24 protein-coding genes and 2 pseudogenes are annotated in these 22,453 nt (G+C 39.9%); 12 read left to right on the forward strand and 14 right to left on the reverse strand.

Translation table 11 applies throughout. From position 1 onward, the window contains the following. Window positions 1-214: 214 nt before the first annotated feature. Window positions 215-844 carry a 2-phospho-L-lactate guanylyltransferase gene (cofC, locus tag CL181_RS11615; protein ID WP_097299475.1) on the reverse strand — a complete coding sequence of 210 codons (630 nt, stop codon included), beginning with the start codon at window positions 842-844 and terminating at the stop codon, window positions 215-217. A gap of 173 nt (window positions 845-1,017) precedes the next feature. Here cofC and CL181_RS21550 point away from each other — a divergent pair, with 173 nt between their 5' ends. Further along, a complete protein-coding gene (locus CL181_RS21550; protein ID WP_369332919.1) occupies window positions 1,018-1,416 on the forward strand; it encodes a DUF5658 family protein in 399 nt (132 codons plus the stop codon). A 17-nt stretch (window positions 1,417-1,433) separates the two neighbouring features. On the opposite strand, the gene CL181_RS11625 is transcribed toward CL181_RS21550, so the two are convergent. From CL181_RS11625 to ftsZ, 7 genes are all read right to left on the reverse strand, one after another. Beyond that, entirely contained in the window at window positions 1,434-1,868 is a 435-nt protein-coding gene (locus tag CL181_RS11625; RefSeq protein WP_217993162.1) for an MEKHLA domain-containing protein, read from the reverse strand. Window positions 1,869-1,900: 32 nt separating this feature from the next. Then, window positions 1,901-2,179 carry a KEOPS complex subunit Pcc1 gene (locus tag CL181_RS11630; protein WP_097299478.1) on the reverse strand — a complete coding sequence of 93 codons (279 nt, stop codon included), beginning with the start codon at window positions 2,177-2,179 and terminating at the stop codon, window positions 1,901-1,903. Further along, window positions 2,176-3,495, reverse strand: coding sequence for a DHH family phosphoesterase (locus CL181_RS11635; protein ID WP_097299479.1), 1,320 nt, complete (start codon window positions 3,493-3,495; stop codon window positions 2,176-2,178). The genes CL181_RS11630 and CL181_RS11635 overlap by 4 nt, the downstream gene beginning before the upstream one ends. Before the next feature lie 6 nt (window positions 3,496-3,501). Next, window positions 3,502-3,957, reverse strand: a complete 456-nt coding sequence (locus CL181_RS11640) for a 30S ribosomal protein S15 (protein WP_097299480.1) — start codon at window positions 3,955-3,957, stop codon at window positions 3,502-3,504. Between the two features lie 144 nt (window positions 3,958-4,101). Next, window positions 4,102-4,875 (reverse strand): class I SAM-dependent methyltransferase, encoded by a 774-nt coding sequence (locus tag CL181_RS11645; protein ID WP_097299481.1) that lies wholly within the window; start codon window positions 4,873-4,875, stop codon window positions 4,102-4,104. Then, window positions 4,866-5,810 carry a beta-ribofuranosylaminobenzene 5'-phosphate synthase gene (locus CL181_RS11650; RefSeq protein WP_097299482.1) on the reverse strand — a complete coding sequence of 315 codons (945 nt, stop codon included), beginning with the start codon at window positions 5,808-5,810 and terminating at the stop codon, window positions 4,866-4,868. Before CL181_RS11650 ends, CL181_RS11645 begins: the two co-directional genes overlap by 10 nt. 372 nt (window positions 5,811-6,182) lie before the next feature. After that, a complete protein-coding gene (ftsZ, locus tag CL181_RS11655; protein WP_097299483.1) occupies window positions 6,183-7,148 on the reverse strand; it encodes a cell division protein FtsZ in 966 nt (321 codons plus the stop codon). A 102-nt stretch (window positions 7,149-7,250) separates the two neighbouring features. Between ftsZ and CL181_RS11660 the strand changes: the two genes are divergently transcribed. Continuing rightward, window positions 7,251-7,598, forward strand: a complete 348-nt coding sequence (locus CL181_RS11660) for a hypothetical protein (protein WP_141398890.1) — start codon at window positions 7,251-7,253, stop codon at window positions 7,596-7,598. A gap of 7 nt (window positions 7,599-7,605) precedes the next feature. Here the strand turns inward: CL181_RS11660 and CL181_RS11665 are convergent, their stop codons facing one another. From CL181_RS11665 to CL181_RS11670, 3 genes and pseudogenes are all read right to left on the reverse strand, one after another. After that, window positions 7,606-8,160 (reverse strand): rhomboid family intramembrane serine protease, encoded by a 555-nt coding sequence (locus tag CL181_RS11665; protein WP_255251558.1) that lies wholly within the window; start codon window positions 8,158-8,160, stop codon window positions 7,606-7,608. A 144-nt stretch (window positions 8,161-8,304) separates the two neighbouring features. Further along, a pseudogene (locus CL181_RS21190) lies at window positions 8,305-8,412 on the reverse strand (AN1-type zinc finger domain-containing protein); the annotation flags it as partial. 48 nt (window positions 8,413-8,460) lie between these two features. Beyond that, window positions 8,461-9,156 carry a YkgJ family cysteine cluster protein gene (locus CL181_RS11670; RefSeq protein WP_097299486.1) on the reverse strand — a complete coding sequence of 232 codons (696 nt, stop codon included), beginning with the start codon at window positions 9,154-9,156 and terminating at the stop codon, window positions 8,461-8,463. A 209-nt stretch (window positions 9,157-9,365) separates the two neighbouring features. Between CL181_RS11670 and CL181_RS11675 the strand changes: the two genes are divergently transcribed. The 3 genes and pseudogenes from CL181_RS11675 to CL181_RS11685 form a co-directional block, all read left to right on the forward strand. Further along, a complete protein-coding gene (locus tag CL181_RS11675) occupies window positions 9,366-10,262 on the forward strand; it encodes a cytochrome c3 family protein (RefSeq protein WP_176505193.1) in 897 nt (298 codons plus the stop codon). A 3-nt stretch (window positions 10,263-10,265) separates the two neighbouring features. Next, window positions 10,266-11,024 (forward strand): formate dehydrogenase subunit gamma, encoded by a 759-nt coding sequence (locus CL181_RS11680; protein ID WP_097299488.1) that lies wholly within the window; start codon window positions 10,266-10,268, stop codon window positions 11,022-11,024. A gap of 27 nt (window positions 11,025-11,051) precedes the next feature. After that, window positions 11,052-11,342: pseudogene (locus CL181_RS11685) on the forward strand (S-layer protein domain-containing protein); the annotation flags it as partial. On the opposite strand, the gene CL181_RS11690 reads toward CL181_RS11685, so the two are convergent. Continuing rightward, window positions 11,317-11,514 (reverse strand): hypothetical protein, encoded by a 198-nt coding sequence (locus tag CL181_RS11690; RefSeq protein ID WP_141398891.1) that lies wholly within the window; start codon window positions 11,512-11,514, stop codon window positions 11,317-11,319. The pseudogene CL181_RS11685 and the gene CL181_RS11690 overlap by 26 nt on opposite strands. A 135-nt stretch (window positions 11,515-11,649) precedes the next feature. Between CL181_RS11690 and CL181_RS11695 the strand changes: the two genes are divergently transcribed. From CL181_RS11695 to CL181_RS11715, 4 genes are all read left to right on the forward strand, one after another. Continuing rightward, the gene (locus tag CL181_RS11695; RefSeq protein ID WP_255251554.1) at window positions 11,650-11,838 is read left to right on the forward strand and encodes an ABC transporter permease; all 189 of its coding nucleotides are present in this window, start codon (window positions 11,650-11,652) and stop codon (window positions 11,836-11,838) included. Between the two features lie 72 nt (window positions 11,839-11,910). Next, window positions 11,911-13,629, forward strand: a complete 1,719-nt coding sequence (locus tag CL181_RS11700) for a class I SAM-dependent DNA methyltransferase (protein WP_097299492.1) — start codon at window positions 11,911-11,913, stop codon at window positions 13,627-13,629. Further along, the gene (locus CL181_RS11705) at window positions 13,626-13,961 is read left to right on the forward strand and encodes a hypothetical protein (protein ID WP_097299493.1); all 336 of its coding nucleotides are present in this window, start codon (window positions 13,626-13,628) and stop codon (window positions 13,959-13,961) included. The genes CL181_RS11700 and CL181_RS11705 overlap by 4 nt, the downstream gene beginning before the upstream one ends. A gap of 189 nt (window positions 13,962-14,150) precedes the next feature. Next, entirely contained in the window at window positions 14,151-15,530 is a 1,380-nt protein-coding gene (locus tag CL181_RS11715) for a restriction endonuclease subunit S (RefSeq protein WP_097299495.1), read from the forward strand. Between the two features lie 45 nt (window positions 15,531-15,575). Here the strand turns inward: CL181_RS11715 and CL181_RS11720 are convergent, their stop codons facing one another. After that, on the reverse strand, window positions 15,576-15,800 hold the full coding sequence (locus CL181_RS11720) for an antitoxin VapB family protein (RefSeq protein ID WP_097299537.1): 225 nt from the start codon (window positions 15,798-15,800) through the stop codon (window positions 15,576-15,578). Window positions 15,801-15,871: 71 nt separating this feature from the next. Continuing rightward, a complete protein-coding gene (locus tag CL181_RS11725; RefSeq protein ID WP_097299496.1) occupies window positions 15,872-17,218 on the reverse strand; it encodes an ATP-binding protein in 1,347 nt (448 codons plus the stop codon). Window positions 17,219-17,486: 268 nt separating this feature from the next. Here CL181_RS11725 and CL181_RS11730 point away from each other — a divergent pair, with 268 nt between their 5' ends. From CL181_RS11730 to CL181_RS11740, 3 genes are all read left to right on the forward strand, one after another. Further along, window positions 17,487-20,486, forward strand: coding sequence for a type I restriction endonuclease subunit R (locus CL181_RS11730; RefSeq protein WP_217993163.1), 3,000 nt, complete (start codon window positions 17,487-17,489; stop codon window positions 20,484-20,486). A gap of 119 nt (window positions 20,487-20,605) precedes the next feature. After that, complete coding sequence (locus CL181_RS11735; RefSeq protein WP_097299497.1) at window positions 20,606-21,853, forward strand: 3-isopropylmalate dehydratase large subunit; 1,248 nt, start codon at window positions 20,606-20,608, stop codon at window positions 21,851-21,853. Further along, window positions 21,850-22,371 (forward strand): 3-isopropylmalate dehydratase small subunit, encoded by a 522-nt coding sequence (locus CL181_RS11740; RefSeq protein ID WP_097299498.1) that lies wholly within the window; start codon window positions 21,850-21,852, stop codon window positions 22,369-22,371. Before CL181_RS11735 ends, CL181_RS11740 begins: the two co-directional genes overlap by 4 nt. The last annotated feature ends 82 nt before the right edge of the window (window positions 22,372-22,453 follow it).

The raw sequence follows: 22,453 nt of genomic DNA on the forward strand, positions 1-22,453 counted from the left end.
CTGGTCATTCGATAAGTTTTAATCGGAACTTTGCTTAGTTTCGTAATTGCGATATTGGTTGGCTTGATTGCGAGCTTGTTTTTATAGACTTTTTATTTTCAATAAAATCGAATACCTCAGATAATGTTTCTCCTTTCATGTCCTGGAAGGCTCTGGATCAAGGGATAGACAGAACAAGATTGAAAACAAGCATGTCTACGCTTATCGGAAAGGTCTACCTTTTAACCCCTACACGACCACCGTTCGCTAATATATCTATGCCGATCTTCTTTAAGTATTCCTGCGAATACCCTTTTCCGTGAAGAAGGACTTCTATAATGTCAGGAACTTCATCTATGTCTGTACTGAGATTAAAAGAGTCAAAGACCTCTGTATGAAGGTCTGAAGCGATTTTAAGATGTTTAAGATAACTTGCACCATAATAATCCACATGGAAACTTGCCGGGTCGCGGATAAATATTGCATTCGTGCCTCCCATCCTGCCGGGTGCGATCACGATATCTGCATTGGTTGAAACAATGTCCAATATGTTCTTTGTTGAGACAAGCGGGATATCCGCCATAATTATAAGGACTGGCTCATTTATTTTATGTGAGGACATCTTGCCAAGATATTCATTCAGGGCTTCATTTAAACCCAGCTCGGTCAGAACGATATTTACACCTTCGATTTCGATCATTGATGTGGATAAAATATCGATCACGTCAAAACATCCTGAACTCACAAGTGTTCCAGACACGTCATTCAGCATAGCCATCGCAAGCTCCTCGCGCTCTTTTTCAGATAGCAATGAGCTTAATCTTGACTTTGCATTACTTTTCCTGAATGGAATAACGGCTCGCATATTCCCTCAAAAGACAAGGTATACCAATAAAAAGCTTTGGAATATTTTGCTCTGTTGAATAAAACTTCATTTTCAATTGGATAAATGTCTTATGATAATAACGATTATAATTATATAATCAATTAGATATATTTAAATAGATAAAGGTGATGTTTAGAATTGGTGTGTATGAGATGACCTACGCAAAAGATCATGTGAATAATCTGGAAAATCAGGAGGTAAAAAGTGAGGTAAAATATAATTTTCTTTATAGATTTAAATCTTTGATCGGTGGTAATTCCGGATACATACGATTTATAATATTATTTGGAATATTATTCACAATACTGCAAATATCTGACCTGACGATCACGTATTTTGCACTTCAAAACCCGCAAAACAAAGAACTAAATCCCCTGTATAACCAGGAATGGTTCGTCCCGTTCAAATTGACAATAGTCTTTCTCATAATGTCAGTAATGCATCGGATTCCCGTTCAAAACAGAAGGATGGCAAAAGGCGCAATGTTAGGAATGATATACATGTATTTGTTTATTAATTTTAACAATCTTTACTTCTTGTTTAATTCTTAAGAAAAAGGAAAAATTAGTTATAAATATGTCCATCTGCTAAAAGTCGCTGCCTGCCCCGCATATTTGTTATTCTCATCAATGATATTCCAGACCGTGCCCCTCTCTATCAAGAATCTCCGACTTTTTCCAGATATGCGTACTCCGCGGTATGTGTCGATATAACCATTGCGTCTGACCTCTTCAAGGAATCTTTCACGATCTTCCCGATTAACAGGCTCCGCAGTAAGGCGAGATGGCATTTTAATGAATTCTTCCCACGTCATCTCCCACAGGTCAAGTGCTGCCTGATTACCGTAGTTCAAAACAGGATCTTCCTGTGTCCCATGCGAGAGAACTACGAACGGCTGATAAAATAGTGCCCTGGCACGTTCTTGCAGTCCACAAGGAGGAATAAGCTCTCGTCCTGTCCAGCGCAAATAGCTTTGCAGCAGTTGGTCAACTTGTTTGATCAATAGAGTGTCATCAAATGGATGAGACATGAATATCAATTTGTCTTTTTAGTACATGACCCGGGGATCATATTATTTAAATTTATCATTTCATACGCAATTTTTGCATTCATCAAGTAATCATCAACCGAAGCAAGGATCGTACCTACCTTTTCTCCTTCGAATAAAACCATCGCAGAACCATCTTCAATAATTGTCTTTATTCCAGGAACATTATCCGGCGCCAGGGACCGGGCAATAATATTAACCGCAATAATATTAACCAGTTCTCCTGCTCTTTCGCTTTTGAATGTTAATTTTCCTTCTATCTTCATGCTTTTGGTTTTAACTGTTTTTCAATAATTGAATCGATCAGATCTATGAACTTCATTGCCGTTCCAGTGGGTATCGTGGCACCGGATGCGACATCATGTCCCCCTCCCATGCCTCCGACAGCTGCTGATGCTTCCCTCATAGCCGCTGCAAGATCAAGTCCTTTGCCCACCAATTTCCTTGTCCCGCGGCCTGAAACACGGATCTTTCCCTCAATTTCGTTAAATGTGAGGAAAGGCTTATCCGGATATAAGTATCGCGTCATTGTTCCTGCAATTATTCCAGTGCCGCTTGAATCCTCCAGAAGCACATACCTGAAACTCCGGGCTGACTTGATCCGGGCTTGTGCTTTTTTAATTACGCTGATCAAAGCGCGCTGGTTCTCTCGTGTTATGACCTTTGCCTCATCAATGACCGATTCATCCCGCATACACAGCGAAAGTGCAATTCCTGCCTTTTCATCTTTACCGCAGGCGTTCAGGATATTTACAAAATCATAAATATTTTGTACAACTTCCCTGTTCAGGTTATAGTTGTCACCTATAAGAGAATCAACAGCCGGAAGGCTTCCCTGCTTTACAAGTTTCAATATGATTACAGAAGAAAGTTTCATCAATTGTTCTTCTGAAAGATTTCGCAATTCACCTTTTATTCCAAGACTATCCAGAAAGACCTTGATCTTATCCTTATCACCGGTTATATCAAGATAAGGGTCTACACTATTTTCAAAAATTTCTGCGAGTGACCCATCCCCCATTCGAAGCCCTCTACTGGAAGTTACTGTCTTCCTGGCAATGGCTTCATCGAGGATAAATTTATTAGCGCCTTTCATTGGCTGTTTATCCCCTGTCGCCCCTGCAATAGCAAGTCCTGCAAGGTCGGTATTATCACCCATCTGGCGGGCCACCATATAAGCGCCGCATGAAGCACATAATTCAGTTGAGCCGTCAATACCCACAAGATGCGGATTGAACTGGATATGTTCCAGTTTCCCTGTTGGTTTATGATGGTCAATTATAATGGCTTCTTTTATCCTGGAAGTCAGTTCGACCTGGCCGCTTCCCATGTCGCAAAGAATAACGGGTCCATTGGATGTTTTTTCAATTAAGTCTAAAGTTGATTGGTCAAACTGGCTGACTATCGCAGCATGAAAAAGTATGCCCTTCCTATGAAGGGCATTACACATGATACCGGCAGCAGATAATCCATCAGCATCGTTATGCGAGATAAGCCGAACTATATCATGTTCCAATATGGCTTCTGCTACCTGCCTGCTTAAAGCCTCAATTTCAACGAGGCTTTCCTGTCCATCAGTCATCGGGACTTATGAAATGAGCATTTCTGCTCTCTGAATAGAGAATTTCCAGTCTGCTGGAAGTACACCTTCACGGCGATAATATTTTTCAAGTCTCCTTATTTTTGATATCTTATTATTAAGCGCGCGCTTATTATGCATATCTTTAGGATTCTTTAAAATGTGTTTATTGAGATCAAGTACATCGATTATAATATTATGAATGTCCTCCGGGACTTTTGAAGAAACATTCTTTTCCTTCATTATGGTCCCTATCTTCTTACCGGTCACAAGTGTGACATCAGGGACGCCATAACGGTCTCTTAAGATCATGCCGATCTTGCTTGAGGATGTTCCGCTCGTTGCAAGCTGCTGTATAGTACTCTCGATCTCATCCTTGTTCGTGTTCGACCACTTTGGGGGCTCCGTCCTGATTGGTTTTGTGGACCCTGCCTGACCTTTTTTGCGTGTATGCATTCTTGCCATTTAATTTTCTCCAATAATTATTATTTTCAATTGATTTTCAAATTCTTATAAGCGAAGGCAACCCATTATGGTGGTAGGATATTAAATACCTTTCCAAAAACACAAAATAATTTTTTGCCTGTGAAGCTGTAGTTTTTCAAAGCATTATACGGCATCTTTTTCTATTATGACAAGGTGATAATAACCCAGGCTATTGAATGGGTAATACCATCGGGCTGCATCCTCAAAACGAATGAATATTTTTTCATGCAATAATAATTTTTTTGAATAAAACGGGTACACAAACAATAACAAACTTCCAATTCTTACTTTGAATCCGACACCCTTAAGTCTTTTTATCAGGTCCCCTCTTGAAAAATAATACGTCCACAATCCATTCACTACATACTCTTTACTTCTCAGGGAAGATATTATCCAGCTTACTTTACATCTTATAAAAGCATTGACCCACCAGGTCAGGTTCCACCTGTTAACAATTGTAAAGATGGCCTGTCCGCCGGTTTTTAAAACCCTGGATGTCTCCTGGAAGGCATTATCGACTTTCTGGATATGATTAAATATTCCAAAGATGGAAATTATGCCTTCAAAACTTTTATCGCGAAATGGAAGAAATTCAGCTGATGCAATAACAAAAGACAAATTGTCTTTGAATCTGGCATCTTTTATCCTCTCTTTTGCTATTTTTATCATCTCTTTAGATATATCTAAACCCAGTACGCGATATCCTTTTTCAGCCAGGAACAAAGATTGCTCTCCGGTTCCGCAACCAATATCAAGTATTGATCCCATCTTCAGGCTACTCAGGAGAACTATTTTCTCTACTGACCTCATATAATTGATGCGGGGATTGTCAAATCTATGATCATAGTCCCTGGAGAGACTTTCATAATGTTTCAATATACTAATTCTTATTGACATCTATCAATAATCGCTCCCATGTTCCTCGCTCTGGTACTAAATACCAGCCCTTTGCCACCAAGGAGTTCACTTGCGATTTTCTTGAGGTTTTCCATATCCTCCCCGAAAGCATACACGGTTGGCCCGAATGAACTCATCCCTGCGCCATTGGCGCCGCCATCTCTTAAAGCCTGTATCAAATCAAATGAAGCTGGCTGCAATTCAACTTCCCGTTTCTTAAAACCCAGTTCCTGGACTGCATAAATACTTTTCCCGAATGTAACGATGTCATTCTCAAAAAGTGCAGGAAGAAGCTGCATCAGGATCACATGGGATAGTGCCTCAACTTCTTTGAGTGGAACCGGACATTCTTTCCGGAATATATCCACTTCACTTTGCTGTGACGCACCTTTCTGTTCTGGCACAATTACAACAATATCCCAATCAGGGAACTCTTTTCTTAATAAAACTGGCGCTGGCGGAAGCTTGCTTGCAGCTGAGGGAAGAAATGCCCTCTTCTGGCTGAATTTGTGACCCCCGTCAAGTATGAATCCGCCATTTTCAAATGCAGCGACTCCAATTCCGCTTGTGCCTCCCCTTCCCACTTTTACTGCGATCTCATGAACAGACAGGCCAAGGCCATATAATTCACTTACAGCCATGCCAGCCGCAAGAGCTGCCTGGGTGCCTGAACCAAGACCGATATGTGATGGGTAATCTTCTTCGATTGAGATCTGTATTCCCTCGCCATCAGGAAGCAGAGCTTTTGCGCTATTCCTTATGCGTTCAATATGCTCGCTCTTACCTGTTATTTCAATAATATCCGATTTTCGGGCTTTAACTTTTATTACGGGATTATCAAGAGTCAGGCCAATGCTTCCATCAACGCGCCCAATGCTTGCATTCATATCGATCAGTGTCAGATGCAGACGGGAGGGAGTTATTATTTCGAGCATATTTTTCGGGTTAGACGTATCTATTTCAATACGATATAAACTTGTTTAAAAGAGCTTTTTTCTCAAAAGCAAAAAGTACGAAAGCAAAAAAATCTACGGAAAAATCAAAGAATCTCTTTTTGTGCTGCTCATAAAGGAACAAGCAGCATCGCTGGTAAGATAGATATTAACATACAGAATAATATCCTGTTCCATAATTTCTCATGTATCATTTTCTTCCTCCATATTCTGGTTCACTCAATAAATCGTCAATGATCGTCTTGAATGATTATTTTCATATTGGATTACTGTCTACTTATAATTATTGCAGTTTAAAGATTTAAAAAATGATTGTAATAATTATGATTATAACAAAAAAACAACCCTTTACACTTACTCAAAAGGGTTGCCAACACTTGCGAACAATGCCATAATGCGGATTCGCCCTGTCATGGTCTCATCCACATTTGCACCCCAGATTATCCTTTTTGTACCTGGAACCTGTTGCGCCATCAATTCATCCACATGCGCCACTTCTTCAAGGGTCAGGTCCTGCCCGCCACTGATATGGATCAGCAGACCATGTGCAGACCCAAGATCAGGAATATCAAGAAGAGGAGCAGATACTGCCTTTAATACTGCTTTTTTCACGCGGTCCGGACCTTCTGATTCCCCTATCCCGAATGAGGAAATACCTTTATTTTCAAGCACAGCTTTTAAGTCTGCAAAATCAAGGTTCATAAGGCTCGGGAGGGTGATGGTTTCCGTAATACTTTTAATGAATGCTCCGATTAATGAATTCGCTACAGCAAAAGCCGTCTTAAGAGGCAGGTTTCCTGCGACCTGCCTGAGTTTTGTGTTATCTATCAAAACGACGGAATCACATGTTTGCGAAAGAGCACGTATTGCTTTTTTGGCATTTTCACGCCTCAAGGATTCGATTTCAAAAGGCATTGTCAAGCAGGCTATTGTGAGTGCGCCCATTGAGCGTGAAATTTCTGCAACAACAGGGGCTGAGCCTGTTCCAGTCCCTCCCCCAAGACCTGCGACGATAAATACAATATTTGCTCCTTCAAGTTCTTTTTGGATATCCTCCTTACTTTCCCATGCGCATTCTGCGCCAACTTCCGGGAATCCACCGCATCCTTTGCCTTTACCTCTATCTTTTCCAAGCAGCAATAATTTATCCGCCCGCTGGAGGATAAGATGGCTGATATCTGAATTTGCCGCAATGATCTTTGCGCCAGCAATGTTTTTTTCAGAAAGGAAGGTTATTATGTTGCTTCCGGCACCCCCAAGTCCGATTACAGTCACAGATGGTCGTGATGCTTCGATTATTTCCGTAAATTCTCCGTTCATTATAGACGTTTAATATGGTCTATTTGATATAAATATATTTTCAATATAATGATTGAACTTGATTGCAATCATATTAAATATGTTCAAGAAAGATACAATATTATGAAACGATTAATGGTCCTGTTTTTAATATCAATTTATTTCACGGGTTGCGTGGAACAAAGTCAAAATGAGCCGATTTATAATAATTCTGTCACCCCTGAATATTCTCCGGTGGTGGATCTGGCCAAAAAAGATCTTTCTGAACGATTAAAAATTCCCATTGAAAATATTCAGCTGGTTAAACAAGAAGCGGTTGAGTGGCCGGACACCAGCCTTGGCTATCCTGAAAAAGGCATGGTGTATGCACAGGTAATTACACCCGGGTTCAAGATCATCTTAAAAGCTGGAGATAAATCATACGAATACCATAGCGATTATAAAAGAATAGCAGGACCCGGAGAAATATAATATCTTATTAACGAAGATAATTTCCTTTCTTTTTTAAGTATTTTCCAAAAGCCAGACCCGCTACCACCCCGCTTAAGTGTGCACTTCTTGCTACCAGGTCACCGCTTGAGCCTATGAACAAAAGGTCCAGAAGAGCAAAAAATATCAATGCATATGTTATCTTCATGCGAATAAAAAAAAACAAGCCAACCTCAATATCTGGCGCAAGAATAGCAAGACATGCAAATATCCCGAACAAAGCGCCACTCGCACCAACGGCTGTCGAATATTGTTTCAAAATGAAAACCGACCACAATGAATAGCCGATCGCAGCGATAATTCCGGAAATGAAAAATACAAAGAGGAATCTTTTTCCCCCTATCCGTCGCTCAAGCTCAGGTCCGAAAAAGAATAAAAACATCATATTGAAGAGAAGATGTACAGGCCCGGAATGCAGGAACATGTGTGTGATAAGTGTCCATGGCCTGGAGAAAATATAATAGGGTGAAAGAGCCAGATAAGAAAAATATCCGGGAATAATATACTGCAACACAAAAGAAATGAGAACGATCAAAAGAATCATCAGAGAATAATTACTTTTAACAGCAGAAATAATATTATTTAGTGAGTTCAAGAAATGGTTTTGTTTCCGTCTAACTACAGAGTCCTTCTTATAAAAGATCCCGGTATCTCTTGCCCTCGATTTATATTCTAACAGCCCTGGACAATTGTGTGATTCAGGAAGCCGGTGGTTATAACAATAGGAATTACCGCAAAATTTGCATGTGAACGGCATAGGATCCCTAAAACCGCAATAATAACATTCTTTTGTCATAAATATCTATTATATCTGTTATATTTATTCGAATTTGATTACTCAATATCACTCAGGGTTAATAATTTGTTTGGCTATTATTTCTTTTTTAAATATTCCCTGGAAGAATACATATATCTCTATTTCTTTACCTTTCTCATACTGCCTCATCATCCGGTCATACATCTGCTTGCTGTTTCTTAAATTATTTTCTTTGAAATATCTTTCGATTTCTTTGATAAATCCAAGTTTTTGCCTGAGAAATCCGGATTCATAATCCTTTACTGATTTTATTATCTCTTCGCATATCTTATCACTTATTTCATTGTGATACAATCCATGCATATCCAGGCCGCTTATTTGCCTGAATTCAATATTTCCTTCTTCATCAGGCTCCCTGTGAAGCATATATGGATATATTTTGCATATCCAGGGACGAGCTTCATAATGTTCGCATCCTGTGCCGGTATAGAATATGCAGTCCCCATCGGGTTTGGTTTTCAGGGCATAACCCATTACGTAAAATCTCCCAAGGTTGTCACATAGATCAAAATATGGCGCAGGCCTGAGAAATTCCCTCCCGAAGTTTTCGATTATCCTTTGCGCATCATCATCGAGCAGGAAGACATGATCGTTAAATTCACTCGTACAGCATTTACCGCAGAAATCACATTCAAATCCCACTTCACGAATTATTTTAATATAAACTTCGTCAGGAAATGAATAAATACATACTATTTCTTTTTCAATATCAACTGCGTTCATTATTGATTTAATCAACTTTTCAAGATAAATAGTTATAACATATAAAATAATGATAAAAAAAAATGATAAGTTATATAAAGCATTACGTTAAAATTAACTTATTAAAAACGGGCTATAAGGAAGGATAGATCGACTAAGAGAGGTATCATTGAATGTCTCTAAGCAATAAAATATATTCACTATTTAAAAATAAATATACATTGATTTTAATGGTTTTATTATCGATATTTATCGGTGTTGTTAGTGCCCAGGAAGATGTTTCATGTTATCATTGCCACACTAAAGTGGTGAATGAATTCAGGAACAATATTCATTACGATAAAGGCTTTAACTGCGCAAGTTGCCATGGTGGAGCAGAAAAATCCAATTCCAGTTTGATCTCCAATACTGTAATGTCAGGAGATTTTGTGGGCAGGCCCACAAGAAATAATATTACAGGCATTTGCTCTAAATGTCATGTAAAGGAGACTGAAGATTATAAAACAAGCATTCACTGGGATGCGATCCAGAAAGGCCATCCTGAAGCTGCAACCTGCACAGATTGTCATGGAATACATGAGATCCGGGCCATAAAAGATCCCAATTCATCTTCTAATCATCATAACAGCCCTGTGACATGCGCCAAGTGCCATTCAAACAATGAGATGATGAGTGCATGGTATTACGGTATTAAGGCAGACCGGTTCGATACATATAAAGAATCATTCCATTGGAGGGCGCTTGATAGAGGCTATACCCTTGTTGCAACATGCGCCGACTGCCATGAGAATCATAAAACTAAATCCCATACAGATCCCACTTCAAGCACTTACCCTGAAAATATTCCTAAAACATGCGGAAAAGAGAATTGCCACGAGGGAGTGAATTTTGATGCCAAGGTGGCAGGAGGGCTTGTACATGATAAAGAGTCTTTGCATACTGCCGAGCTTAAGTGGAATAAAACGGGCATGGATTCTAATATGAAAGATTATTTCCTTGGTCCATTTGACCTTGCTTACTGGATAGCAATATTTTTCAAGATATTGACCACTACCGTGATAGGTTTCTTTACAGGAATGGTAATTCTTGATTTCTTATCAAGGCTCAAGATCCAGAGGAGATTTTAGAATATGTCCCGGCAAAAAATAATTGAAGCTTTAGAATCTAATAAAAATGGAGAAAGAAATATGGGTGAAATTTATTTTAAAAGGTTTACTTTCAATCAGCTTGCAGAGCACTGGGCAATGATAGGGACGTTCATGCTTTTAGTAATAAGTGGAATGCCCCTGAAATTCCCGGATGCATGGTGGTCCCCGGTTATAATCAATTTTCTTGGAGGATTTGCAATGAGGACACAGATACATCATGCTGCAGGGATAGGGATGGTCATCCTTGGGGTGTATCATGTTGTTTATCATGTTTTTGTTGATAAGGAATCATTGCTGGATAGAAAAGTATGGCCGACTTTAAAAGATGCAAAGGATTTCTGGCAGACAATAATGTTCTACATTGGAAAAGCACAAGCGCCAAAATATGGAAGGTATAGCTGGAAAGAGAAATTTGATTACTGGGGTGCATTCTGGGGAATGGTGATGCTTTGCGTAACCGGGTTAATAATGTTATACCCATTCCAGGCTATGGAAGTAATTCCTTATGCCTACGTGCATCTTTCCACTATCGTTCATACAGATGAGGCATTACTGGCTACGCTGTTTATTTTTATTGTCCATTGGTGGAATGTTCATTATAGCCCTGAAGTATTCCCCATGTCAAAAGCATGGCTTACAGGCAACCTGTCAGAGGAACAGATGAAACATGAACATCCCCTTGAGTATGAAGAGGTCATGAGACAGATGAATGAAAAAGGCGATAAAAGTTTTTCCAGGTAAGCAACAAATCCAAGACAGGCATGGCTTTCTTTCAATAAGGACGGCAAAAATCTTGACCAACGGGTTGTGAACGAAGGAGAAGTATATACCTATATTGAGAAAAACGTAAACGGTGAGTCCGATGTGCCCGTATTCGTAACTTATGTGGATAGTATATTTACAGGCGCAGAAGGCATGTCAGCCTTTGTCCAGTTCAGATACACATGGCTGATATCCCGGAATGTGCTCAAAATAAAAGCAGGAGATAAGTTCGGTGTATTCGAGGCAAAGGAAGCAAATGAAAACTGCGATTTTATCCATATTTTGAACAGGTTTTAAAGGATAGCCCAAAAGTAGATTTTAAAGCTACAATAGCCAATGCAACCACTACAACTACCACACCCATTGCGTCCACCTTATCATCGGCAGCAACAACCCCATCCACATCGTCACAGGAAGCCGGCGCAGCCCAGGTCAGTTCGCCAGTAACAAAACCCGTTGATACGGCCAAACCCGGCAATGGAACTGGATATTTTTTGCTGCGGCAGGTCTTGTAGCGACAGGATATATGGTTCTGAGAAAGGGTTAATTGTGAGATAAAAACAGGCGCTCTGAGTTAGAAGCATAATATGAAAAACCCTGGGCATTGTGGATACCCGGCGTCATGACTGGAATGCTGCTTGGCGGCGCTGACCCGATGGAAGCGGCATCCATACAGATAGCGATTTTCACATCAATTTTTGTGGCAGGGATGATCGCATCAAGCCTGGTGCTGCATTTCTCCACGGATAGCTTTTTTACGAAAGCGGCGCGGTTGAGGGAGGATATGGATTAGCTGTTTTTACTTTTAAAAAAAGTACAATTATATAGTATAGATGAGTTTCAAAGCCTAAATGGTGTCGATATTATGGTAAACGTCAAGGAGAATGCTAATTTTATCTGGGAGATTGCTGACCTTCTACGAGGCGACTATAAGCAATCGGATTACGGTAAAGTAATACTACCGCTAACTGTTTTAAGACGTTTGGATTGCGTGTTGGAACCGACAAAACAAAAAGTCCTGGATTATCTACCCAAAATTGCCACCATGAATATCCAGAACACCGATCCTGTCCTTAACAGCATTGCAGGTTTCAATTTCCACAACAAAAGCAAATTTGATTTTGAGAAATTAAAGGCAGATCCAAATAATATTGCTGCCAATCTCAATAATTATATCAACGGTTTCTCCATAAATGCAAGAGAAATCATTGATTATTTTGGATTCAATGAACATATTTCAAAACTGGATGATGCAGATTTGCTCTATATGATCGTTAAGCGGTTTGGTGAGATTGACCTGCACCCGAATAAAGTAAGCAATCTGGAGATGGGATACATCTTTGAAGAACTTATAAGGAGATTCTCTGAATTATCCAATGAAACGGCAGGAGAGCACTTTACACCAAGAGAAGTGATCCGGCTGATGGTTAATCTGCTTTTCGTGAATGATAAAGAAATCTTAACAAAAGAGGGTATCGTCAGAACACTATATGACCCGACCAGCGGAACGGGAGGCATGCTGTCAATATCTGAAGAATATGTGCGTGAGCTTAATCCTGATGCAAGACTGGAAGTATTCGGGCAGGAAGTAAATCCGGAATCTTATGCAATCTGTAAATCAGATATGCTCATCAAAGGCCAGAACGCTTCAAATATAAAATTCGGAAATTCATTTACTAATGATGGATTAGAGAATGAAACGTTTGATTATATGCTTTCAAATCCTCCTTTTGGCGTTGAGTGGAAGAAAGTTCAAAAGCAGGTCGAAGATGAACATGAAAAAAGGGGTTTTGGAGGGCGTTTCGGCGCAGGACTGCCAAGGATCAGCGATGGTTCATTTTTGTTTTTGCAGCACATGATCTCCAAGATGAAACCTGCAAATGGCGGATCTCGAATAGGAATTGTTTTTAATGGGTCGCCTTTGTTTACGGGCGGTGCGGGAAGCGGGGAAAGCGACATCCGAAAATGGATCATTGAAAACGATATGCTTGAAGCCATTGTTGCAATGCCCGATCAATTATTTTATAATACGGGCATTTTCACCTACATCTGGATAGTAACTAACAGAAAAGCCAAAGAGAGAAAGGGAAAAATCCAGTTGGTAAACGCAGTCACCTTTTACAATAAAATGTCAAGAAGCCTGGGTAATAAGCGCAATGAAATCGGCGAGGGTCATATTGAAACGATAACCAGGATGTATGGTGATTTCAAGGAGAATGAATTTTCAAGGATATATGATAATTCAGAATTTGGCTACTGGCAAATTACGGTTGAGCGACCTTTGAGAGATGAAGGCGGGAATATTGTGAAAGATGGGAAAGGAAAGCTCAAGTCGGATGCTAATTTAAGGGATAATGAACGGGTGCCGCTCAAAGAAGATATACAGACCTATTTTGAGAGGGAAGTATTACCGCATGTACCGGATGCGTGGATTGATAATAGTAAAACAAAGAAGGGATATGAAATTAATTTCACGAAGTTTTTTTATAAATATAAGCCGTTGCGGAGGCTTTCGGAAATAAGGGCGGATATTCTGGCTCTGGAGAAGGAGACTGAAGGGTTATTGAGGAAGGCGATAGAGTGATAAAACAGTTTTCTATTTTTCAGACAGTGATAAAACAGTTTTATATTTTTCAGACAGGATTAACAGGATCGACAGGATACTCCTTATCTTTTGATCCTGTTCATCCTGTTATCCTGTCCAGAATGAAGGAACTGCAGATAAAAGCAGATAAACGCAGATTAATTGCACCGATTCACCGCAAAGTCGGCTATGAACCCCGGTTCATAAATGGACATGAAAAAAACAACGAACTAAAACGAACTGAAACGAACTCTAGCAGCATGAGTTCGTACAAGTTCGTTGTTAATTTTTGTCATGCCAGGACGAGAAGAACGCAAAGTAGAGCAGCATAAGTCTGTGAGTATGGGCAAAATCATCCAATCAGGAACACGGATGACGCGGATCAGGCGGATTTACACGGATAACGAGATCCGCGCGCATCAGCGTCATCCGCGCAATCCGTGTTCTATCGTTGATAATTCAACCAATAAAATCAGATATAAGTGGCATTTTTCTTCAGTAACAGAGAAGGAGGCGGCGCAATGAGCGCAGAACTCAAACAGAATGCAGCTACAGGCGCGCCAGCCAGCTGCTGGAAGCCCTACCCTGCGTATAGGGATTCGGGCGTGGAATGGCTTGGGAAGGTGCCGGAGCATTGGGAAGTTAAGAGGTTGAAATGGATATCATATATAAATCCTGTTAAATCAAATTCTAAGTTTGATAAAAACTCAGAAGATTTGGTTACCTTTTTGCCTATGGAGAAAGTTTCTGAAGATGGGAAAATTGATATAGAAATTAAAAAGCCAATAAAGGATTTATGGAACGGATTCACATATTTTGAGGAAAATGATATTATAGTGGCTAAAATTACTCCTTGTTTTGAAAACGGCAAAGGGGCTTTAATTAAAAATTTAGGAAGCAAAGTTGGATTTGGCTCAACTGAATTTCACGTTCTAAGACCAAAGGAAAATATTATTAAAGAGTTATTATATTATTTAACGAAATCTGATATTTTTATGAAGTTAGGCGAAGCTTCAATGACCGGCGCCGCTGGACAAAAAAGAGTAACTAACTCATTTCTTGAAGATTTTTTTATCTGTTACCCAAAAGACATAGGTAAACAAAAATCCATCTCCCTTTTCCTCGACGACCGCACCCGGAAAATAGACTCCCTCATCGAAAAAAAACAAAAAATGATCGAACTGCTCAAAGAGGAGCGCGCCGCAGTCATCAACCAGGCTGTAACAAAGGGTCTGAACCCTGATGCCCCGATGAAGGATTCGGGGATTGAGTGGCTGGGGGAGGTGCCGGAGCATTGGAAAGTGAAAAAATTGAAATATGTTGCAGAGGTAGTCTTAGGAAAAATGCTAACAAGTGATGATAAGGGTGGTTATTTTTATAAACCATATCTGCGTGCTCAAAATATTGGTTGGCAAAAAGTTAATGCAGATGATATAAAACAAATGTGGTTCTCTGAAAAAGAACTTGAACAATATAGAGTAAAATTGAATGATTTATTGGTTAGTGAAGGTGGTGAAGTTGGTAGAACTGCTATTTGGAAAAATATAATCGAAGAGTGCTACATTCAAAATTCAGTTCATAAAGTTACAATGTTGGATGGTAATAACCCCCACTATTTTTTATATTTATTTTTCTTGTATGGGCAAATGGGCTACTTTGATTCGATTGTCAGTAGAGTAAGCATAGCTCATTTAACACGAGAAAAGCTAAAGGAGGTTTTTTGTCTAATTCCTTCGATTGGAGAACAAAAACATATTGTAAAGCTTATCGAATTGGAATCCGCCAAAATAGACAGCGCCGTTTCTATAATCGAAAAAGAACTCCTTCTCTTGCAAGAATACCGCACCGCCCTGATTTCAGAAATCGTAACAGGAAAAATCGATGTGAGAGAGGCGACATAGAATACCGGGCGCGCGCACAAATACTGTCCTGAAAGATAAAAAGGATCATAGCTTCAATCTTTGTAATCTGGTACTTTTAAAATGCCTTGCTTCAAGCGCTGCCTTTTTAAAGTTTTCATCTTTTATCATACCCGCAAATTCACTGAGCTTTCTCTTGCGAAGAGGCGCAGTGATACGTTTTACAAGATCAGTAAAGCTCTCTCCTTCTTTCTTAAGCCCAGCCAGAGCTTCATATGCTTCTTCTGAAATTGTTAGAGTCTTGTGTGCCATAATATTAAGTGCCTTCATGCGTGTATTTATACCTAACCGATTTGTGAACTATAACAGAGATGAACCTGACCTCAAAACACCAGCAAAAACAACCATAACGGGATAAATGAAACCATCACACCATCTATCTCCCTTTCTTCCATTAGCGTTTTTGTCACAACATACGCATTTTTAACACTAAAATCATGGCAAAAACCCAAAATCCCTTTCAAATCCGAATCATCAATAGAAGACCTGTATTTTACTTCAACCGGAATTAATTCAGACCCATAACTCATAATAATATCTGTCTCGTTCTTTTTCTTATCAAGCCAGTAAAATATTTTTCCCATGGGGTAGCCGGAAACATGCTTGAGGCAGTGCAGATATACACAAGTTTCGGCATCAAAACCGATATCCTGGCGCCCGCCGATGGAATTCTTTAGACCCATATCGCAAAAATATATTTTTTTTTCCTTTCGCTCAGAAGCCTTTTTGCTTTTTGTATAAAAATCTGATAGATTGATGAGATGTGATCGGGCGAGATGGAAAACATATTGTTTTGAGGTCTCCTTGTCCCCGTCATTCTGTTTTGCGATCCCAAGATAACTGAAACGCTCGCTTGAATGGGCGGATACGAACCTGAAGACGGATTCAAGGAGCAGCGGGTCGCGAATCCTGAAAATTCTTACAATATCCCTGTAGATAAGAAGGCTTGTATACTCCTCTGACAGTATTTTGAACCAGGTCTCCTCATTCTTTATATCGAACCATTCCGGGAATCCCCCCACGTTCAGGTACTGCGATAGGAAACCAGCTATCTCGTTGATTTTCGGGGAAAGCCTGTAATACATTTGTTCCAGGGATTTAAATTGAAGCTCTGCCTTTTGTACCTCTAAGTTATTGAACTGCAGGAACTCCCTGAATGTAAGCGGGAAAACATCAATAAAGCTAATTCTTCCTGCAAGGCTTTCCGATGAATTCTTATAAATAAGACTGGAAGATGAGCCTGAAACAATGAATTTTGAAGCATATTTAAGGTCATAATATTTTTTCAAGAGCTGTTGCCATCCCCTGATATTTTGGATTTCATCAATGAAAACATAGATTTTTATATCTTTCAGGGAAACCATATTATTCTGCTGGCAGAAATCAAGCGCTTCCTCAAGGTTCGCTCTTCCAGGCTTCTCGAAGTCATCTGCATTTATGTAGAATATCTTTTTTGGGTCAGTACCATTATCAAGAAGATACTTGATCGATTGATAAATTAGCGTTGATTTGCCGCTTCTCCTGATACCAAGGATTGCAAGTATCTTCTGGTCTTTTAAACGCTCCGTTATTTTTCCAATGTATTCCTTGCGGTTAATACCAATAAGCTCTTCAGGCACGCTTCCCGATGTCCACCATGGGTTTCTCTCGATAATGCTTCTTTCATACATAATTATTACTAGTATATTAGGAATAAACTATATAGTTTTAGCGGTTATGATAGTACAGAGACAAAGTATACAGAGAAAAATGGCAACCCTCTGCGTTCTCGGTGTACTCTGTGGTTGATTACTTATGCAAATATTCCTTTTTCCAGAAGAAATTAAAAATATCAAAGAGGTTATAGATAAATTTATAATAAAGAAGACTATTATAAAATTGCAATAAAGTTAAGAAGGAATTTTTCCATTCATTATAAAAAATAAGAATTCTGAGGTCGTGAAACCGATTCCAACACCAATACACACTGAAAAAGCCTTTGAAGAAGCAATTGAAAGCAGCCTGCTCCAAAAAGGCGGATATCTGAAAGGAAATCCCGATGATTTCAACCGCGAGCTGGCTCTTGACACAAAAACGATTTTTGCTTTTCTGCAGGAAAGCCAGCCTGAAGCATGGGAAAAATCCCTCGGAATACATGGCAAAGCTCTGGAATCAAAACTATTACAGCGCCTCACAAAAGAACTTGATAACAGGGGCACCCTGGATGTTTTAAGAAATGGCTTCATTGATTACGGCGTCCGCTATAAAATGGCTTATTTCAAACCTGCAAGCGGGTTAAACCCGGAAGCAGAGAGGCTGTACAAACTCAACAAGTTAACTGTAACAAGACAGGTAAAATACAGTCCAAATAGTGAAAAATCTGTTGATATGCTTCATTGTCTTAATGGTCTGCCTGTTGCAACGGTTGAGCTTAAAAATCGATTTACAGGACAGGATGTAACAAACGCCAAAAAACAGTTTATTGACGACAGGGATCCAAAGGAATTGCTTTTCCAGTTCAAGAAAAGAGCCCTGGTTCATTTTGCAGTTGACACTGATGAAGTGTATATGACCACGAAACTTGATGGGTTAAAAACAAAATACCTTCCGTTCAATCTTGGTTATAACAAAGGGGCAGGAAATCCGCCAAATCCGGATGGTTACAAAACATCTTACCTGTGGGAATATATCTGGGAAAAAGATAGCTGGATGGATATATTAAGTCGTTTTCTTCATTTACAGGTTGAAGAATACAAATTTGAAGGGAAAATATTCAAGCAGGAAAGCATTCTTTTTCCGCGCCATCATCAATTAGATGTTGTCCGAAAGCTGGAAGATGATGCAAGGACAAACGGACCAGGAAAAAATTACCTGATAGAGCATTCGGCAGGCAGTGGTAAGAGCAATTCTATTGCATGGCTCGCCTACCGCTTATCAAGCCTGCATGATAAAAACGATAAAAGGGTATTTGATTCCGTAATTGTGGTTACCGATAGGCTTGTATTAGACCAGCAGTTGCAGAATACCATATATCAATTTGAACATAAGCAGGGAGTTGTCCAGAAAATTGATAAGAATTCCAATCAACTGGCAGAAGCGCTTGGTTCAGGAACAAATATTATCATTACGACATTGCAGAAATTCCCTTTTATCATAGAGAAAATCGGGCAGATCCCTGCCAGGAATTATGCGGTAATCGTGGATGAGGCACATAGTTCGCAGAGCGGGGAGGCTGCCAAAAAACTAAAAGAGGTTCTTACGACAGGCAATCTGGAAGATGCAGCCCGAAAAGAGAGGGAAAAAACCTACACAGGGTCAGATACAGAAGATGAGATCAGAAAATCAATGTTATCAAGAGGACAGCACAAGAATTTGAGTTTCTTTGCATTTACTGCCACACCAAAGCCAAAAACTCTTGAGGTATTTGGCATAAAAGATTCAACAGGTAAACCGATACCATTCCATCTGTACTCAATGCGCCAGGCTATCGAAGAGGGTTTTATTATGGACGTATTAAAAAATTACACGACCTACAAGACCTTTTTCAGACTATCCAAGCAAATCGAAGATGACCCTAAAATAAATAAGAAAAAAGCGACCAGGGCCATTGCAAGGTTTGTATCCCTTCATCCGCATAATCTGGCTCAAAAAACAGAAATTATAGTTGAACATTTCCGCCAGGTCACAATGAAGAAAATCGGGGGAAAAGCCAAAGCAATGGTGGTTACAGCTTCACGCCCTCATGTTGTTCGGTATAAACAGGAATTTGACCGATATATAACAGAAAAAGGATATAGTGAAATAAAAACCCTTGTTGCTTTTTCAGCTTTTAAAGATGAGTTCGGGATACTTCACACGGAATCTGACATAAATGGTTTCGGTGAAAAAGAACTCCCGGATAAATTTAATACCATGGAATATCAACTGTTATTGGTTGCGGATAAATACCAGACAGGATTTGACCAGCCGTTACTTCACACAATGTATGTTGATAAGAAACTATCAGGAGTTAAAGCGGTTCAAACCCTTTCACGATTAAATAGGATTTACCCTGGCAAGGAAGATACCTTTATTCTTGATTTCGTTAATGATACTCAAGAAATTTTGGACTCTTTCCAACCGTATTACGAAAAAACATTCCTGGCAGAAACGACCGATCCAAACCAGCTTTATGATCTAAAAACAAAATTGGAAGGAACGCAAGTCATCTGGCAATCGGAAATTGATGCTTTCTGCAATGTTTTTTTCAAGAAAAGTGGCTCTCGCACCGACAGGGATTCTGCTCAATTAAATGCTTATATCGACCCGGCGGTTGACCGCTATAAAGCCATCAAAAAAGAGGAAGTCCAGGAAGATTTCAAACATACTTTAACAGTTTACTTGCGTCTTTACTCATTCTTATCACAAATTATGCCTTTTCAAGATGCAGAGCTTGAAAAATTTTATGCTTATGGGCGTTTGCTTGCCAATAAACTTCCTAAAAAGGGAATGTCAGAGAAGTTAAAATTGAATGATGAAGTCGCTCTTGAATATTACAGGCTCCAGAAAATCAGTGAAGGAAGTATTACTCTTGAAAAAGGTGGGGAATATGAGCTAAAACCCACTACAGAAGCTGGCACAAAAAAGGACAAAGAGGAATTTGCGGCGCTTTCCCAGATCATAAACGTATTCAATGATAGATTTGGGAAACCGCTTACAGATGCTGATAAACTGTTCTTTGACCAGATCGAAGAAGAACTCGTATCAGATGAAACATTATCAAAACAAGCAAAAACCAATACTATTGGCAATTTTAAATACGGATTCCAGGACGTCTTCATCAACAAATTGATAGAAAGAATGGAACAAAATAAAGAGATTTTTGCAAAAATTATGGATGATAACGTGGTTGCAGAGGTCGTAAAGGATTATATGCTGAAAAAAGTTTATAAAAGGTTAAACGAACCGAACAGAGTTTAGATTTCTTGAAATATACATAATCATTTTGCCCCTACTCTTCGCTTTTCCGAATAAACGAGACAATACTTGCTGATATCTATAGTGCTAAATATCCGCTCTAAGACAATGGGCAAATAACCATGCCAACGATCAGCGAAAAAATACTCAGCCGCGCAGCCGGAAAACAAGCCGCTGCAGATGATTTTGTGATTGCCAGTATTGATTATGCAATGGCGCATGACGGCACGGGTGTGCTTGCAGTAAAAGCCTTCAAAGAGATGAGTGCAAAAAAAGTATGGGATCCGGGGCGAATAATCATACCGTTTGATCACTATACGCCTGCTCATACAGATACCGGCGCAAAACTGCATCAGGGTATAAGACAATGGGTTCAAGAACAGGAAATTACTAACTTCTTTGATATAGGTGAAGGGATATGCCATCAGGTGCTTCCTGAAAATGGATTTGCCATGCCTGGAAAACTAATAATAGGAGCGGATTCGCACTCATGCACTTACGGCGCCTTCGGGGCGTTTGCAACAGGTGTCGGGGCAACTGACATGGCTGAAGTTTTCGTATCCGGAAAACTCTGGCTTCGCGTGCCGCAGACGATCAAGATAACGGTTGATGGAAAACTCCCAAAAGGGGTATCGGCAAAAGACCTGACACTTAATATCATAAAAAACATAGGAACCGATGGGGCTAATTATAAAGCCATCGAATATTACGGAGAAACGATCCAGAATCTGTCGATAGCTCAGCGCATGACGCTTTGCAATATGTCCATAGAAATGGGGGCAAAAACCGGTATTGTGCCTGCAGATGAAAAGACGTTTGATTACCTGAAGGGAAAGGCAAAAGAAAAATACGAGCCGGTCTATTCTGATGACAACGCAACATACTGCGAAGATCTGTATTATGATGTTTCATATCTTGAGCCGCAGATCGCAAAACCGCATGAAGTCGATAATGTTTTCAACATAAGCGAAGTCGCCGGGACACCGCTTGACCAGGTTTTCATAGGTTCGTGCACAAATGGAAGATATGAAGACCTCCAGGCTGCTGCAAATATCCTGAACAAAAAGCATGTGAAAGTCAGGACAATTGTGCTTCCTGCTTCGCGTTCAATACTTCTAAAAGCCGCTAACTCCGGAATAATTACAACTCTTCTAAAAGCAGGTGCGGTCATCGTGCCGCCAGGATGCGGGCCGTGCTTAGGCGCTCACCAGGGAGTGATATGCGAAGGCGAGACGTGCCTTTCCACATCAAACCGCAACTTCAAGGGACGCATGGGCGCCGGGGGATTGATATACCTCTCATCTCCTGAAACAGCAGCAGCAAGCGCATTGCGTGGGGAGATAGCAGATCCGAGGGAGGTTTTGATATGACGATCAATAATTATTTTAATAAAAATAATATTAATATTAACAAGATCACCGGAAAAGTGTGGAAATTCGGCGACAATGTAGATACTGATGTAATTATTCCAGGAAAATACCTGCGCACTACTGATTTGAATATATTCGCAGCGCATGTCCTTGAAGGAATAGACCCGCAGTTCTCAAAAAAGGTGCTAAAAGGCGATATAATAGTGGCTGGTGAGAATTTCGGATGCGGCTCATCCCGCGAACAGGCGCCGCTGGCATTAAAATATGCGGGAGTAGCCTGTGTCGTGGCAGGATCATTTGCAAGGATATTTTTCAGGAATGCAATCAATGTGGGCCTGCCTGTTATTGAAGCTAAGATCGATTGTAAAGAAGGAGATATTATTGAAATCGATCCGGGGAATGGAATAATTGTTCATGAAGGTACAGTATATACTGCGACGAAACTTCCTGATTTCCTTCGCGAGATACTGGCTGATGGCGGATTGGTGGAGCATCGGAAAAGAATTAGAGTAGAGTAGTCTGAAAAACAGTTAAAAATAGTGAAGAAATAATATCGGGACTCGATACTGCCATTCCGGACATCAATACAAACAGCTTTGT

The sequence above is a fragment of the Candidatus Methanoperedens sp. BLZ2 genome, assembly GCF_002487355.1.
Taxonomy (GTDB): Archaea; Halobacteriota; Methanosarcinia; order Methanosarcinales; family Methanoperedenaceae; genus Methanoperedens.

Coding starts and splice junctions, on each gene's coding strand:
- CL181_RS11670 (WP_097299486.1), bottom strand. CDS start 9,156: ATGAACGCAGTTGATATTGAAAAAGAAATAGTATGTATTTATTCATTT.
- CL181_RS11700 (WP_097299492.1), top strand. CDS start 11,911: ATGGTAAACGTCAAGGAGAATGCTAATTTTATCTGGGAGATTGCTGAC.
- CL181_RS11660 (WP_141398890.1), top strand. CDS start 7,251: ATGAAACGATTAATGGTCCTGTTTTTAATATCAATTTATTTCACGGGT.
- CL181_RS11665 (WP_255251558.1), bottom strand. CDS start 8,160: ATGATTCTTTTGATCGTTCTCATTTCTTTTGTGTTGCAGTATATTATT.
- CL181_RS11640 (WP_097299480.1), bottom strand. CDS start 3,957: ATGGCAAGAATGCATACACGCAAAAAAGGTCAGGCAGGGTCCACAAAA.
- CL181_RS11735 (WP_097299497.1), top strand. CDS start 20,606: ATGCCAACGATCAGCGAAAAAATACTCAGCCGCGCAGCCGGAAAACAA.
- ftsZ (WP_097299483.1), bottom strand. CDS start 7,148: ATGAACGGAGAATTTACGGAAATAATCGAAGCATCACGACCATCTGTG.
- CL181_RS11715 (WP_097299495.1), top strand. CDS start 14,151: ATGAGCGCAGAACTCAAACAGAATGCAGCTACAGGCGCGCCAGCCAGC.
- CL181_RS11630 (WP_097299478.1), bottom strand. CDS start 2,179: ATGAAGATAGAAGGAAAATTAACATTCAAAAGCGAAAGAGCAGGAGAA.
- CL181_RS11635 (WP_097299479.1), bottom strand. CDS start 3,495: ATGACTGATGGACAGGAAAGCCTCGTTGAAATTGAGGCTTTAAGCAGG.
- CL181_RS11680 (WP_097299488.1), top strand. CDS start 10,266: ATGTCCCGGCAAAAAATAATTGAAGCTTTAGAATCTAATAAAAATGGA.
- cofC (WP_097299475.1), bottom strand. CDS start 844: ATGCGAGCCGTTATTCCATTCAGGAAAAGTAATGCAAAGTCAAGATTA.
- CL181_RS21550 (WP_369332919.1), top strand. CDS start 1,018: ATGACCTACGCAAAAGATCATGTGAATAATCTGGAAAATCAGGAGGTA.
- CL181_RS11720 (WP_097299537.1), bottom strand. CDS start 15,800: ATGGCACACAAGACTCTAACAATTTCAGAAGAAGCATATGAAGCTCTG.
- CL181_RS11725 (WP_097299496.1), bottom strand. CDS start 17,218: ATGTATGAAAGAAGCATTATCGAGAGAAACCCATGGTGGACATCGGGA.
- CL181_RS11650 (WP_097299482.1), bottom strand. CDS start 5,810: ATGCTCGAAATAATAACTCCCTCCCGTCTGCATCTGACACTGATCGAT.
- CL181_RS11675 (WP_176505193.1), top strand. CDS start 9,366: ATGGTTTTATTATCGATATTTATCGGTGTTGTTAGTGCCCAGGAAGAT.
- CL181_RS11645 (WP_097299481.1), bottom strand. CDS start 4,875: ATGTCAATAAGAATTAGTATATTGAAACATTATGAAAGTCTCTCCAGG.
- CL181_RS11740 (WP_097299498.1), top strand. CDS start 21,850: ATGACGATCAATAATTATTTTAATAAAAATAATATTAATATTAACAAG.